This is a genomic window from Nocardia sp. CA-120079 (assembly GCF_050955745.1).
Taxonomy (GTDB): Bacteria; Actinomycetota; Actinomycetes; order Mycobacteriales; family Mycobacteriaceae; genus Nocardia.
The window spans coordinates 3,745,442-3,758,956 of the sequence record NZ_CP192088.1 but is presented as its reverse complement, the minus strand read 5'-3'; the positions used below and the strand labels follow the sequence as shown (position 1 = coordinate 3,758,956).

At 64.6% G+C, this 13,515-nt stretch carries 14 protein-coding genes; 7 read left to right on the top strand and 7 right to left on the bottom strand.

Annotation, left to right across the window (positions count from 1 at the left end; translation table 11 throughout):
* Window positions 1-12 precede the first annotated feature (12 nt).
* The 4 genes from ACQPYR_RS17290 to ACQPYR_RS17275 are packed head-to-tail and all read right to left on the bottom strand — an operon-like array spanning window position 13 to window position 4,688.
* Window positions 13-1,041 (bottom strand): NAD-dependent epimerase/dehydratase family protein, encoded by a 1,029-nt coding sequence (locus tag ACQPYR_RS17290; protein ID WP_433633397.1) that lies wholly within the window; start codon window positions 1,039-1,041, stop codon window positions 13-15.
* Window positions 1,038-2,744 carry a fatty acid CoA ligase family protein gene (locus ACQPYR_RS17285; protein WP_433633395.1) on the bottom strand — a complete coding sequence of 569 codons (1,707 nt, stop codon included), beginning with the start codon at window positions 2,742-2,744 and terminating at the stop codon, window positions 1,038-1,040. The genes ACQPYR_RS17290 and ACQPYR_RS17285 overlap by 4 nt, the downstream gene beginning before the upstream one ends.
* Complete coding sequence (locus ACQPYR_RS17280; protein WP_433633393.1) at window positions 2,741-3,649, bottom strand: hypothetical protein; 909 nt, start codon at window positions 3,647-3,649, stop codon at window positions 2,741-2,743. Before ACQPYR_RS17280 ends, ACQPYR_RS17285 begins: the two co-directional genes overlap by 4 nt.
* Window position 3,650: 1 nt before the next feature.
* Complete coding sequence (locus tag ACQPYR_RS17275) at window positions 3,651-4,688, bottom strand: 3-oxoacyl-ACP synthase III family protein (protein WP_433633391.1); 1,038 nt, start codon at window positions 4,686-4,688, stop codon at window positions 3,651-3,653.
* A 286-nt stretch (window positions 4,689-4,974) separates the two neighbouring features.
* Between ACQPYR_RS17275 and ACQPYR_RS17270 the strand changes: the two genes are divergently transcribed.
* The 3 genes from ACQPYR_RS17270 to ACQPYR_RS17260 are packed head-to-tail and all read left to right on the top strand — an operon-like array spanning window position 4,975 to window position 7,195.
* On the top strand, window positions 4,975-5,151 hold the full coding sequence (locus ACQPYR_RS17270; RefSeq protein ID WP_433633389.1) for a hypothetical protein: 177 nt from the start codon (window positions 4,975-4,977) through the stop codon (window positions 5,149-5,151).
* Complete coding sequence (locus ACQPYR_RS17265; protein ID WP_433633387.1) at window positions 5,148-6,251, top strand: lycopene cyclase family protein; 1,104 nt, start codon at window positions 5,148-5,150, stop codon at window positions 6,249-6,251. Before ACQPYR_RS17270 ends, ACQPYR_RS17265 begins: the two co-directional genes overlap by 4 nt.
* Complete coding sequence (locus ACQPYR_RS17260) at window positions 6,251-7,195, top strand: Ku protein (protein ID WP_433633385.1); 945 nt, start codon at window positions 6,251-6,253, stop codon at window positions 7,193-7,195. Before ACQPYR_RS17265 ends, ACQPYR_RS17260 begins: the two co-directional genes overlap by 1 nt.
* A 326-nt stretch (window positions 7,196-7,521) precedes the next feature.
* Here ACQPYR_RS17260 and ACQPYR_RS17255 read toward each other — a convergent pair whose 3' ends face one another.
* The gene (locus tag ACQPYR_RS17255) at window positions 7,522-7,899 is read right to left on the bottom strand and encodes a nuclear transport factor 2 family protein (protein ID WP_433633383.1); all 378 of its coding nucleotides are present in this window, start codon (window positions 7,897-7,899) and stop codon (window positions 7,522-7,524) included.
* 88 nt (window positions 7,900-7,987) lie between these two features.
* On the opposite strand from ACQPYR_RS17255, the gene ACQPYR_RS17250 reads away from it, so the two are divergent.
* Window positions 7,988-8,767 carry a helix-turn-helix domain-containing protein gene (locus ACQPYR_RS17250; protein ID WP_433633381.1) on the top strand — a complete coding sequence of 260 codons (780 nt, stop codon included), beginning with the start codon at window positions 7,988-7,990 and terminating at the stop codon, window positions 8,765-8,767.
* A gap of 3 nt (window positions 8,768-8,770) precedes the next feature.
* Here the strand turns inward: ACQPYR_RS17250 and ACQPYR_RS17245 are convergent, their stop codons facing one another.
* Window positions 8,771-9,391, bottom strand: a complete 621-nt coding sequence (locus tag ACQPYR_RS17245) for a hypothetical protein (protein WP_433633379.1) — start codon at window positions 9,389-9,391, stop codon at window positions 8,771-8,773.
* Window positions 9,392-9,568: 177 nt separating this feature from the next.
* Between ACQPYR_RS17245 and ACQPYR_RS17240 the strand changes: the two genes are divergently transcribed.
* Window positions 9,569-10,621, top strand: coding sequence for an isopenicillin N synthase family dioxygenase (locus ACQPYR_RS17240; protein WP_433633377.1), 1,053 nt, complete (start codon window positions 9,569-9,571; stop codon window positions 10,619-10,621).
* Between the two features lie 7 nt (window positions 10,622-10,628).
* Here the strand turns inward: ACQPYR_RS17240 and ACQPYR_RS17235 are convergent, their stop codons facing one another.
* On the bottom strand, window positions 10,629-11,495 hold the full coding sequence (locus tag ACQPYR_RS17235; protein WP_433633375.1) for a MetQ/NlpA family ABC transporter substrate-binding protein: 867 nt from the start codon (window positions 11,493-11,495) through the stop codon (window positions 10,629-10,631).
* A gap of 131 nt (window positions 11,496-11,626) precedes the next feature.
* Between ACQPYR_RS17235 and ACQPYR_RS17230 the strand changes: the two genes are divergently transcribed.
* Both ACQPYR_RS17230 and ACQPYR_RS17225 read left to right on the top strand, forming a co-directional pair.
* Window positions 11,627-12,499 (top strand): MetQ/NlpA family ABC transporter substrate-binding protein, encoded by an 873-nt coding sequence (locus ACQPYR_RS17230; RefSeq protein ID WP_433633373.1) that lies wholly within the window; start codon window positions 11,627-11,629, stop codon window positions 12,497-12,499.
* Window positions 12,496-13,512 (top strand): methionine ABC transporter ATP-binding protein, encoded by a 1,017-nt coding sequence (locus tag ACQPYR_RS17225; protein ID WP_433633371.1) that lies wholly within the window; start codon window positions 12,496-12,498, stop codon window positions 13,510-13,512. Before ACQPYR_RS17230 ends, ACQPYR_RS17225 begins: the two co-directional genes overlap by 4 nt.
* Window positions 13,513-13,515: the final 3 nt, after the last annotated feature.

Sequence of the window (13,515 nt, the reverse complement as noted above, 5' to 3'; positions counted from 1 at the left end):
CGAGTCTCCTAGTCATCCGCGAGCGATGACGGCGTCGACGCCGCCGATCTGTCCGACCCAGTCCACGTAGGCCGCCAGTCCGTCGGCCAGCGAGACCGTCGGCGCGTAGCCGAAATCCCGGGTGGCCGCGCTGGTGTCATAGGTGCTGGAGACGGTCAGTGCCGCGGTGGTCCAGCTGGACAGCGGCGGCGCGTAGCGCTCCTTGATCGCCGGCACTCGCCAAATAGTGTCGAAAACCGCTATGGCGGCGTCGAATACCGGTTTGGGAATGGTCCGGGTGGGCGGCGTCAGATCCAATGCGACGGCGAGATCCTTGACGAACTTCCACAGATCGACATCCTCGGGATCGGCTAGGAAGTAGGCATTGCCCGCGACCTGAGCCGAGCGCGCCGCCTGCAGACAGGCCTGCGCGGCATGCTCGCAGTAGGTGATCGACACCATGACGTTCTTGCCGCCGGAGAGGTCGGGCAGCTTGCCGGACTGCAACTTTCGCAGCAGCAGGGTCATCCAACCCGAGGAACGCGGACCCCAGATCATCCGCGGTCGCAGCGCGCAGGTCACGAAATCCGGGGTGTTGGCGGCTAGGACGAGCTGTTCGGCGGCGGCCTTGGTCTCCACGTACAGACTCTTCGGGGCGGTCACGTACGGCTCGGACTCGTCGATGCCGAAGCGGTCGGTGTCATATGAGGTCGCCACCGAGGGGCTGCTGACGAAGACGAAGCGGCCGACACCGGCCTCCCGCGCGGCCTTCATCAGCCGCCGGGTGCCCTCGACATTGGCCTCCCGGAACTGCGCCCGGCTACCGACCTCGGCGACCAGCCCGGCGCTGTGGTACACCACATCGACGGCCTTACACGCGGTGACCAGCGATTCGTAGTCGCCGAGATCGCCTGCCACCGTTTCGAGTTCGGGCACCGTCGACAGGTAGCCGAGATCGCTCGACGGCCGGACGACAGCACGTACCTCGTCACCGGCCGCCACCGCGGCGTCGACGAGATGGCTGCCGAGGAATCCGGTTGCCCCGGTGACCAAGGCCCTCATGGCGTCATACCCTTTCCGGCCCATACGGCCAATTCCTCGCGCCCGATCTTGGCGTTGTGCCTGATGTCGACCGGGAATCCGGGATGGGCGCGGAATACCTTGATGGATCTGGTGAATTCGCGTTCACGCGCAATGGACCACAGCTCCCGCTGGACCCGTGGGATCTCGGATTCCGCCACCCCGGACCGTAATTCGAAGCACAGCACCGGAATCTGTGCACCCGGCTCCCCGACACCGACGAGCGCCGTGCGCTGCACATCCGGGTGGGTGTTGAAGATCTGCTCGCACTGCACGGTGAACAGGTCACCGGCCGCGGTGCGGACCCGCTGCGCCGAGCGGCCACAGAACCACAGCCGACCGGACTCGTCCTGCCAGGCCAGATCGCCGACGCGATGCCAACGGCGCACAGAGCCGTCCGGGCGGGCTTCGTCGATCTTGTTGCGGGCATCGGCGGCCGGGTTGCGGTGATAGGCGGTGCTGACTTGGGCACCGGTGGCGACGATTTCGCCGATCTGCCCCTGCGGCAGCACGAGATCCTCACGCCAGGTGGGGATTTCGTCATCGGAGACGGCAATGATCCGTACTCTCGACTCGTTTTCGGACCCAGCGCTGTCGGATTCCGCTATGGGGCGGCCGACGCAGGTGCCCGCGCCCTCGGCGGTCTGCTTGCGGGTTTCGTCGAGTTCGGACCATTCGAGGGTGGTCAGCGGCAATGCCTCGGTCGCACCGTAGGTGGTGAAGACGCGCGCGGACTCACCGAGAGCGGCCCTGACCCCCGCCAGCGCATCGAGGTTCGCGGGCGCGCCCATCGAGATGACCCGAACCAGACTCGGCAGCGTGATCCCGGTTCTTGTCAGATATGCGCCGAGCGGACCGAGCAGGGCGGGCGATGCGGTGATATCGGTGGCCTGGAAACTCTGGACCACATCGGTGAGCAGTGCGGGATCGGCCTTGGACACCCGAACCGGATCGACCGGTCCGAGCACCACATGCGCACCCTGCAGCAGATCGAAGATGCCGAACAGCGGCACCGAGGTCAGCGAGACGAAACCCGTTGGGCGACCGTGCAACTGCTCGATCACCCGCAGCGAGGCCGCGAATCCGGCCCTGGTGAACTCGACTCCCTTGGCCGGTCCGGTACTGCCGGTGGTGAAAGCGATCATCAGCAGATCGCCGGGCACATGGTCGATTTCGGGTGCGGCCGCACCGGGCGTCTGCCGCATGGCGAGCAAGGTGTGCCCACCCCAGAACGAACGTCCGGCCGTCACATGCACCCGCACCGATGCGAAGGTGCGCCGCGCCGCCAGCCGCACCAGATGCGCCAGCGGTATACCGATGAACGCCTCGGCACCGACGCTGCGGAAGCAATGCAGCATGCGGCGCACGCCCATACCCGGATCCACCACCACCGGCACCGCGCCGACCCGGAACAGCGCAAAGATCACCGAGAACAGATCGGGATCGGGCTTGACCATGACAATGGTCTTGACGCCCTTGCTGATTCCGATCCGTGCGAAGGCCGCGGCATACGCCTCGACCCGCGCGCCGAGTTCGGCGAAGGTCAGCACCGCGAAGTCGAGATCGGCTGCGCCTTCGGCACGTTCGGGATGCGCGACGGTCGGATAGCTGATAGCGGGCAGGTCGGCGCGCTGCCGGAGCTGGTGCTCCAGCAGCGCGCTCAGATCTGCGGGCTGCTGGCTCACCCCGCACCGCCGACGGGAACGGTGTAGCTCACGCAGCCGGCGATCGGACCGGATCCCGCGGCGACCAAGAGCAATTCGTCACCGGCCGACAGTGCACCGGCCTCGAGCAATTGGTGGTAGCCGATGATCAAACCCGAGCTGCCCGCGTCCAGGTCGCCGGTCGCGGCCTGATGGGTTCGGACGAAACCGAATTCGCTCGCCAGGGTGGTCGCGAAGTCGGGCACCGGGTTATTGGTGACCAGTACGCGCTGCCCCTCCGGATGTTCGGCCAGGTACGGACGGACCGCGGCAAATGCTGCGCCGCTGACCAATTCGGCGTAGTCGTCGGCGACATCGACGGTGATCGAGCGCTGCCCGTCGTTACCCATCGCCTTCAGATCGAGATACCCGGCGACACCGGGATGGGTACCGACCGCGCGCGGCAGCGGCGCCGGGATATGTACGCGGTCGAAGCCGGTGCCCTCATCGATCCCCTTGGTCACCAGCAAGGCGGCACCGACCGCGGCATATCGGAAGTCGGCCGGTGCGTGTCCGACGCCGCCGGGATGGGCGTCGCTGCCGACGATCAGCACCCGCTCGACCGTGCCGTTCTCCAGCAGCGCACCCGCGGCCTGCAATGCGTTGAGCACGCCGCAGGCCCCATTGCGCAGATCGAGCGAGAATCCCGCCCGCGAGGAGCCGACCTGGTAGTCCAGGTGCATCCCCAATTCCTTCTGGATCAGCGCCGCATTGGACGGTTCGACGATATTGCTGTCGCGGTAGACGCCGACATTGATCAGCACGTCGATATCGTCCGGCTCGACGCCCGCGCCCGAGAGGCACTCCCCGGCCGCCCGCACGGCGTGGTCGATGGAACCCAGGGTGGGGTCGGCACTGACGGCGGACCGCCGAATAGTGAACGTCATTTCATCCCACCAATGCGCTGATAGTTGCCGAAAGGACACCGAAGACCATTCCGGAGGCCGTCGGCACGAAACAGATTTTGGCCCCCCTCGGGAGCTCGCCTCGGGAAATGTAGTCGTGCAGCACCAGGAAATGCGTACTTGCGCCGGTGTTGCCATACTTTTCGACGGTCGCCAGCCGCGGTGGCATCGCGGTGCCGTGAATCTTGCTGCCGGATTCGGCGAGCTTCTCGGTGAATCCGACGCCGAGCTGGTGGAACACGATGAAGTCGAACTTCTCGTCCGCGAATGTGGTGCCGCGCTTTGCGAGGATATCGCGATGGAATTTCGCCCATGTTTCCCGACGCGGCGCGGCTTGCATGGTGAGATTGTCGGTCAACATGATCATGTTCTCGCTGGCATCGCTCGGTTTGGCAATACACAATGGCGAGTACTCGGCGCAGGTCGTCAGATCGACGTAGTGCAGTACGTCTTCCTCGTCCACCGCGGGGTCCAGAATGACCGCGACAGCGGCATCCGCGAGCGTGAGTGCGGCGAACTGTGGATCGCGCACATCGACGGCCTCGGCGAGTGCGCCCTCGGTCACCGGCGAGATCACCTCGGGCGTGACGACCATGCCATTGCGCACCGCACCCGCGCGAATCAGATTGTCCAGCAGATAGATTCCGGTCATGGTGCCGCCGCAGGCATTCGCCACGTCATAGCCGGAGGCATTGACCGCGCCGATGCGCCGGGCGATCTCCTGCGACGCCGACGGTTCGAAGACCATATGGAACCCGTCGTGCACGGTGGTGCCGCCACAGATGATGATGTCCAGGTCGGCGGCGTCCAACCCGGACTTCGCCAGCGCGTCCTGCGCGGCCCGCGCGCCGAGCGTCAGGGTGTCCTCGCTGGTGCGGTCGACCATATAGCGATGACCGATGCCGGTAATTCGCTCGACGTCGAACTCGCCGCCGCTCGTCATCCGACTCAGCACTTCCGAAGTGGTGTATTCGCCGTCCGGAAGGGCGGCTCCCAGGGCGCGTAATCGGGAAGAATTCACCGTAGCGGTCCTTTCGACAGAGACGGGCAGCACGAACTCCCCGGCTGGCACGACAATGGCCGCGGGCAGATGATGCGGGAATTCCGTTCCACGCGATCGCGAGGACAGAAGGTTCCGAAATCGACATTGGTTTCGGTAATCGGATCCGAATTACCCGACCCTGGGCAATCCGTTCGACAACGCCGAGCATACGGCGCACCAGACAATGTGACCAGCCAGCTGACAGCACGGTGCTACTGGCGAGTCACATCGTTGCTGGAAAAGCGAGATCTGACATGATCGCATTATGAAGAATGTCACCGTCGATATCCGTGAACTATCACAGCGCAACGGTGACCCGACCGCCCGGCAGTACGATCCGCACGACCGACGAACCGCGCCGACAACGAAGGGGTCCACCCTGCACACCACCGAACTCGCTGTGCCACAACGGCATCCACGTTCCGCATGGGAAACGCGATGACCGCGGACATCGTCGTCTGCGGTCTCGGACCCGCCGGCCGCGCACTCGCGCACCGCTGTCTCGCACACGGAATGTCGGTCACCGCAATCGATCCGGTGCCGGATCGATGCTGGTCGGCGACGTATGCGGGGTGGTACGACGAGCTGCCGGGATGGCTGGATCCTTCGGTCATCGCCACTACCGTTGAGCATCCGACGGCCTGGGGTGCGAGGCCGCATCGACTCGACCGAACCTATGTCGTCTTCGACTCCGCGCGGTTGTGGGATTCGCTGAATCTCGATGGTGCGCAAATAGTTACCGATCGGGTTGTCGAAATTCGGCACAACACAGTGACTTTGGCTTCGGAAACAATATTCGGCGGGAAACGTGTTATCGACGCACGAGGAATTGCCCGCTCCTCCGAACTCGCCGAGCAAACCGCGTACGGCGTGGTCGTGCGACGCGACGGCGACATCGAACCTCTGTTCATGGACTGGCGCGTGGACAACGGCGCGGAACCCGATGCGCCACGGTCGTTTCTGTACGCGGTGCCGCTGAACGCGGAGACGATGCTGCTGGAGGAGACCTGCCTCGCCGGACGCCCCGCCCTCGACACCGCGGTGCTGCGCGACCGCCTGCACCACCGGTTGCGCTCGCGCGGAATCGAACTCACCGGCACCGAACCGATCGAGCGCGTGCGTTTCCCGGTGCAGGGCGGTCACCCCGGACAGCGACGATTCGGCGCGGCGGGCGCATTCACTCATCCCGCAACGGGTTACAGCGTCACCGCATCGCTCGCCGCCGCCGACACTGTCGCCCGCGATGCGTCGGCATGGCCTGCCCGGGCGCGAGCGGTACACGCGTTGCGGTCCGCGGGTCTGCGCGCACTGCTCGCACTGCCGCCCGCCGACCTTCCCGTCTTCTTCGATGCCTTCTTCACCCTGCCACCGCAACTGCAACGGGCCTATCTGTCGGGCCGCACCGATCTCGGCGGCACCGTCGCCGCCATGCGCACCCTCTTCGCCGCCCTGCCCGCACCGCTGCGTCGGCGCGTCGCGACCGCGACACTCGGGATTCCGATTCGCTCGCCTATTCGAATCGGTTCGTCCATGATGGAGTGATGGCACGAGCTATCTGGAAGGGCTCGATTGCGTTCGGGCTGGTAAACGTCCCTGTCAAGGTGTACACGGCCACCGAGGACCACGACATTCGGTTCCACCAGGTGCACGCCAAGGACGGTGGCCGGATCAAGTACGACCGCGTCTGCACGGTCTGCGGCAAGTCCGTGCAATTCGCCGATATCGATAAGGCCTATGAATCCCCGGAGGGGGACAAGGTCATCCTGACCGACGAGGACTTCTCGAAGCTGCCTGCCGCCGAGAAGCACGAGATTCCGGTGTTGCAGTTCGTACCCAACGACCAGATCGACCCGATCCTGTTCGAGAAGAGCTACTACCTCGAACCCGACTCGAATACCCCCAAGGCCTACGTCCTGCTGGCGACCACACTGGAACGCATCGATCGGACCGCGCTCGTACACTTCACGCTCCGGCAGAAGACCAGGCTCTCGGCACTGCGGGTGCGCGACGGCGTACTGGTGCTGCAGACGCTGCTATGGCCCGATGAGGTCCGTGCCGTCGAATTCGAATCCCTGGACGGTGTCGCCGAGCCGAAGCCGCAGGAAATCAAGATGGCCGAGACGCTGGTCGAGACCATGTCCGACGATTTCGATCCCGAGCAATACACCGACGAGTACCAGATCGAGTTGCAGAAGGTGCTCGACGAGGCCATCGCCAGCGGCACCGGGAAGGTGGTCAGTCAGCCCGAGGAGGCGCCCGCCGCGATGGACGCCGAGGTCGTCGACCTGGTGGCCGCGCTGCAACGCAGTCTGGAGGCCAGTGGGCGGCGGACAGCGGAGAGTTCCGGCAAGCCGGCCGCCAAGGCCAAGGCGGCACCGGCGAAGAAGGCCACCAAAGCAGCGGCCTCCAAGTCTGCGGCCAAGAAGACCGCCGCCAAGCCCGCCAAGAAGACCGCGAAGAAAGCAGCGGCCCGCAAGGGCGCATAACCGACTACCCGCATACTCCTGGCAAACTTGCCGCATGGACCCGGCCGTAGCGATCGTCTCGATGGGCCCCAGCCTCTGCGCTAGGTGCTCGATCTGGGCTACGAGGCATTCGAAACCACCACCAAGCCGTACACCTCGTGGTCGCTCACCTCGGTGCCGAACATCTGGACAGCCCGGATAACGCGTGCTGGGCGCCCCCGACTCCGATCGGAGCCCGAACTGGATTCCACGGACGGCGCCCGGCCGCGGTGCCGCCGGGCACGAAGCGGGCGCTGATCCGCCGCGGCCGACTGGCCGCTGAGGGACGGGGCGCCCGCTAGCCCGGATCAGAACATGCCGTGCGGGAGCTGGTCGGCGTCGGGCACCGGTTGTACGACATCCCAGTGCTCGGTGATCACGCCGTCGACCAGCCGCCAGATATCCACCACCGCCACGCCGCAGGCATCGTCGGGCGTGATCATGTGGTAGTGCACGACGGCATATTCATCGTCGGCGACGACCCGTTTGATCTCCAGTCGGGCGGCGGCCACCGGCGCGTTCGCGATGAACTCGATGAAGGCGTCACGGCCGGACGGATTGCCCGGACTGTGCTCGATGAAGTTCTCGTGCAACAGATCTCGCAGTACCTCGATATTGCCCGCACTGAACTCGGCGAGGCCGTGCAGTAAGAGATCCCTATTTCGGGTTGCCAGGTTGTTCGTCATGGCGGTAACCGTCGCAATCACACGGTAAGCCTGTCGATTACCTGGCATGTAATGGCGGCTGCTCGCATGGTGTGGTGATACTGACCGGGTGGATAGCGAACGCCCCGTCGGAGTGCTGCTGCGCGAGTGGCGGCTGCGGCGCAGACTCAGCCAGCTCGAGTTGTCCGTGCAGTCGGGCATCTCCACGCGACATGTGAGTTTCGTGGAGACCGGGCGCACCATTCCGAGCCCGGCGATGGTCGAGCGATTCGCCGAACATCTGGAGATCCCGTTGCGCGAACGCAATCGGCTGCTCGTCGCGGCCGGCTACGCGCCGACGTACCGGCATCGTGCACTCGACGATCCGGATCTTGCGCAGGCACGCGCCGCGGTCCGGCGCGTACTCGATGCCCACGAACCGTTCCCCGCGCTGGCGGTCGATCGACAGTGGAATCTGCTGTTCGCCAACACGGCGGCTGAGGTGTTCTTCGAGAATGTGGCCGCGGAGCTGTTGGAGCCGCCGATAAATATGATGCGAATCGGTCTGCATCCCAACGGGTTCGCGCCGCGCGTGCGGAATATCGAGCAGGTGCGCGGATTCCTGCTGCCCCGGCTCGCGCGGCAGGCGGCGCTGTCCGGCGATCCCGAATTGGCCGCGCTCCATGCGGAATTGAGTGTGTTCGCATCGGAAAACGTTTTCCCGCAGTTAGATCCGTCCGAGGTCGCGCTGCCCATCCATCTCGAACACCGCGGCACGCAGCTGTCGCTGTTCAATACGATCATGCGGTTCGGCGCGGCCTTCGACGTGACCCTCGACGAGATCGCCATCGAGTCCTACTTTCCTGCCGATCAAACCACCAGCGCCTACCTGCACTCATTCGCCAGGTGATCTTCAGACCTCGGCGGCCCGCGCTTTGCCTTCTTCGAAGAAATCGAGCAGGGCGGCGGGGTTGTTCACCTCCTCGCGCGGGCGCAGCGCGCCGAACGAGGCATTCCAGAATTCGCCGGTGCGCGGCGTCCATGGCCCGACATAGGCGTACGGTCCCGGATGCGCCGAATCACCCGGTGACACACCGTAATTGACCTCGTTGAGCGTGCTGGACAGATCGAAGTGCTCCGGCCACAGCACCGGGATGACATCAGGCGCTGTGCAGCGCAGCGTCGAATCCCCGAGCGCGAACCAGTCCGCGATGAGGCCCGCTGCCTCGGGATCGACGGCCAGTTGATCGCCGGGGTCGACTCCGGTGGTATCGGCGTAGACACCGGCCGGTGCCTCGGTTTCGAAGCCCGCGGCGGCAGCGACCTTGTCGAAGGTGCCTGCGAGCGCGACCCGGCCCTCCGGCCACACCAGATCGGTGCCGACCACCGACACCGGCCACTGCGCACCGCCGAAACCACCGTGCACCACCCGTAGCCGGATGGTCCCGAAGCGCCGATATTGTGGGCCCGCGATCAACAACTCCCCCACCGCGTGCAGCGCGAGCCGGGTGTTCCGATACGTGATGTCGTCCACCCGGAAATCATCGCCGCTGCGGGGCGCCCGCGCTGGCGAATCGCACCGATGGCGCGCTGACACCGCGCTCGATCTGGCTCACGAACGGCCGGCTGATACCGGCCCCGCTCGACCAGACCAGCAAATTCTGATTGCTGTCGCCTATTATCAAGATGTTGTCGAGGGAAGGACACTGCCGTGGAATTCCAAGTGCCGGTCATCGATATCTCGTCTTACATCGGCGATGGCGCCCCGGCCGAACGCCGGGCCGTTGCCCGCGCAGTCGACGCCGCCGCGAGCACGGTCGGCTTCATGCAGATCACCGGCCACGCCATCCCACAACCGGTGCTCGACGACTTCGCGGCCGCACTCGACAGCTTCTTCGACCTCGAACCGGTGACCAAACAGGGCTATCGCACCCCGCCCGAAATCAATCGCGGCTATTCACCGCCCAAGAGCGAGAGTCTCAGCCTGAGCCTCGGCGGCGCATACGCCACCCGCATGAACGATTACTTCGAGGCATTCAATGTGGGCATCTCCGCGGCCGCCTATCCGGAGGTCGAGTTGTCCGCTGGCAACTACGCCGAAAACCTGTGGCCGACAGAGGTTCCCGGCTTCCGCGCACCCGTGGAGACCTATTTCGCACATGCCGCTCGGATCGCGCGAACCCTCACCACCATTTTCGCCGATGCCCTCGAGCTGCCGCCGGGCTACTTCACCAGGTTCACCGACCATTCCCTCGACGTCCTGCGGATGAACAACTACGCGCTGCCGCCGGGCCCCGTGGAAATCGACGACGAACTCACCGGTATGGGCGAACACACCGACTACGGCATCGTCACCGTCTTGTGGGCGGACCAAGTCCCCGGTCTCCAGGTCGTCGGCGCCGATAACCGTTGGCACGATGTACAACCCGCCGACAACGCCCTGCTGGTCAATCTCGGCGACGTGATGGCGCGCTGGACCAACGAACGCTGGTTGTCCACCCTGCACCGCGTCATGCCGCCGATCACCGACGGAACCATCCAAAGACGTCGCAGCGCGGCCTTTTTCCACGACGGCAATCCGGACGCCGTCATCGAAACACTCCCCTCCTGCCTCGGCGAGGGAAGTAAATACGCCCCGATCACCGTCGCCGAACACCTGCGCACGAAACTCGCCGGTTCCCGTGCCCTGCAACCCAATACCGATGCCACTCGCGAGGCGGCACGGGCCCTCGCCGCTGCCAGCACCGAACGCACTCCGGAGTGAGCGCCACTCACTTGCGGAATTTCGTCTCCAGCTCGGCGAGCGTGGCTTGCAGATCTGCCGCATCATTCGTCTTGAAGATGCCCTGGAATCCAGCCTCCGCACGGATGGCGGCCTCGACCTCCGGATCGTGGTAAAGCCGCACCAGCGCAAGCAGTTTCGGGTTGTCTTTGTCTTCGGCGCGAGCCGCAAAAATATTGATGTACTGCTTCAGTTCCGGGCGTTCCGGGTCGTCGGTGAAGATGGTCTCGTTCTTGGTGAGACCCGCGGGACGCGCGAAGGTGTCGTCGACGAATGCTGCATCGACGCTTTCCAGTGATTGCGCGGTCAGGGTCGGATCGATGGTCTTCAGCGTCACCCGCGACGCGTCGGTGTCCACATCCTCGATCTTCGAATCCCAACTCGCACCGCCCTTCAGCACGATCAGTCCGGCGGCAGCCAAACCGAGCAGCGGGCGAACCTGATTGGCCGGGTTATTGCTCAGGGTGATCTGGCCGCCCTTCGGGATCTCCGCCACCGACTTGTGCTTGCGCGAATACAGCGTGAGCGGGTAGATCTCGGTCGCTCCGATCGGCACCAGGGTGTCGTTGTTGCGGACGTTGTAGTTGGCCAGGTACCGCACGTGCTGGAACTTGTTGAGATCTATCCGACGTTGTGCCAGTGCGGGATTCGGCTGGTTGTAGTCGGTGAAGTTGACGAATTCGATGGCGATGCCCTGTTCGGCGGCCTTCTTCTTGTAGACATCCCAATGCGGCAGCGAGATGTCGTTCACGCCGATGCGCACGACATCGTCATGGTGCTCCCGACCACACGCGACCCCACCGGCGGCCAGAGCAAGGAGCAGGGGAATCACCAGAACACGGCGCAGCAATCGCATTGCAGGCAACCTAGACGCTTGTCCAATTAGTTGCCAGAGTTTCGCTCAGCACAATCCAAACCGTTGTCCGACCCCCGTGCGCATCGCTTGGATTACCGGGTTCATATTGCGACAAGCATTCGGGAGCACGAGTGAAATTCCATCGGGTACTGGCGATCCCGGTCCTGGTAGCCACCGCGGCCCTCACCCTGACGGCGTGCGGCGACAACAAGGCTTCCGCCGACAACGTAGTGCGCATCGGCACCACCGACAAGGACCACGCCTGGGACGTCTTCGAGGAGAAGGCGAAGGCACAGGGCATCAACCTGCGGATTACCAACTTCTCCGATTACAAGCAGCCGAATCTCGCACTGTCGCAAAAGCAGATCGATCTCAATCTGTTCCAGCATCTGCAGTTTCTCGGCGCCTTCAACGTGGCCAACAACGACACCCTGACGCCGATCGCCTCAACCTATATCGTGCCGCTCGGGCTCTACTCCAAGAAGCACAAGGCGCTCACGGATCTGCCGCAGGGCGCTGAGATCGCGATCCCGAACGATCCGACCAATCAAGCGCGGGCGCTGTTCGTCCTGCAAGCTGCTGGTTTGCTGAAGCTCTCCGGCGACAGCAAGGCGCCGACCCCCGCCGATATCGATAAGGGCGCGTCCAAGGTCAAGGTGACCCCGGTCGATGCGGCGCAGACCGCGCTCTCGCTGGCCTCGGTCGACGGATCGATCATCAACAACACCTTCCTCGATCGTTCCGGCATCGACCCGAATTCGGCGCTCTACAAGGATGATCCGAAGAATCCGGCGGCCGAGCCGTACATCAATGTCGTGGTGTCCAGGGCCGAGGACAAGAACAACGAGCTCTATCAGAAAGTGGCCCAACTCTGGCACGATCCGGAGGTGCAGCAGGCGCACGCCGAGGTCACCAAGAACACCGCGGTCGAAGTAAAGCGTAGCGGTCCCGAGTTGGAGCAGATCCTGGCCAGGGTGCAGCAGACCATCAAAGACGGCAAGTGAGCGAGCAAGCGGTCCCTGCGGTCGAATTCCGGTCGGTCACGAAGGTTTTCGGCAAGGGCGCGGAGGCGCAGGTCGCGCTCGACGATATCGACCTGCGCATCGAACAGGGCGAGATCTTCGGTGTGATCGGCTATTCCGGCGCGGGCAAGAGCACGCTGGTCCGGCTGATCAACGCATTGGAGAAACCGACCACCGGCACCATCGAGGTCGCGGGCACGCCCGTCACGGGTGTGCGGGAGGCCCAGGTGCGCCGCATCCGCCGGGATATCGGCATGATATTCCAGCAATTCAACCTGTTCCGATCGCGCACGGCCGCAGGCAATATCGAATATCCGCTCAAGGTCGCGGGCTGGAAGCGCGCCGAGCGCAAGGCACGGGTCAAGGAGCTGCTGGAGTTCGTTGGCCTCGCCGACAAGGCCCGCAGCTACCCGGATCAGCTCTCGGGCGGTCAGAAGCAGCGGGTCGGCATCGCGCGGGCACTGGCGACCTCGCCGTCGCTGCTGCTCGCCGATGAATCGACCTCGGCGCTGGATCCGGAGACCACCGGTGAGGTGCTGCGGCTGCTGAAGAAGATCAATCGCGAACTCGGTGTCACCATTGTGGTGATCACGCACGAGATGGATGTGATCCGCGCGGTGGCCGATCGGGTCGCTGTGCTCGCCGAAGGCAAGATCGTCGAATTGGCCAGCACCTTCGAAGTTTTCGCTACTCCGCAGGCGGCGCCGACACAGTCGTTCGTCGAGACCGTGCTCCACAATCGGCCCGACGCCGAAGAACTGCGGCGACTCGGTGAACTGCACGGCGGCCGGTTGGTCACCGTGGATATCGATGACAAGCGTGGGATCGGTGCGGCGCTGGCCGCAGCCGCGCATGCGGGTGTCGAGTTCGAGGTGGTGTACGGCGGGGTGAGTACGTTGCAGGACAAGACGTTCGGCAGCGTGACGCTGGCATTGCACGGTTCGGATGACGATGTGGACAAGGTGGTCGAGGTATTCGATCACCGGGCCGGCTGAAGG

What these genes read in the sequence shown, in the direction of transcription:
- ACQPYR_RS17265 (WP_433633387.1), top strand. Translation starts at nt 5,148, where the DNA reads ATGACCGCGGACATCGTCGTCTGCGGTCTCGGACCCGCCGGCCGCGCA.
- ACQPYR_RS17260 (WP_433633385.1), top strand. Translation starts at nt 6,251, where the DNA reads ATGGCACGAGCTATCTGGAAGGGCTCGATTGCGTTCGGGCTGGTAAAC.
- ACQPYR_RS17270 (WP_433633389.1), top strand. Translation starts at nt 4,975, where the DNA reads ATGAAGAATGTCACCGTCGATATCCGTGAACTATCACAGCGCAACGGT.
- ACQPYR_RS17235 (WP_433633375.1), bottom strand. Translation starts at nt 11,495, where the DNA reads ATGCGATTGCTGCGCCGTGTTCTGGTGATTCCCCTGCTCCTTGCTCTG.
- ACQPYR_RS17280 (WP_433633393.1), bottom strand. Translation starts at nt 3,649, where the DNA reads ATGACGTTCACTATTCGGCGGTCCGCCGTCAGTGCCGACCCCACCCTG.
- ACQPYR_RS17290 (WP_433633397.1), bottom strand. Translation starts at nt 1,041, where the DNA reads ATGAGGGCCTTGGTCACCGGGGCAACCGGATTCCTCGGCAGCCATCTC.
- ACQPYR_RS17255 (WP_433633383.1), bottom strand. Translation starts at nt 7,899, where the DNA reads ATGACGAACAACCTGGCAACCCGAAATAGGGATCTCTTACTGCACGGC.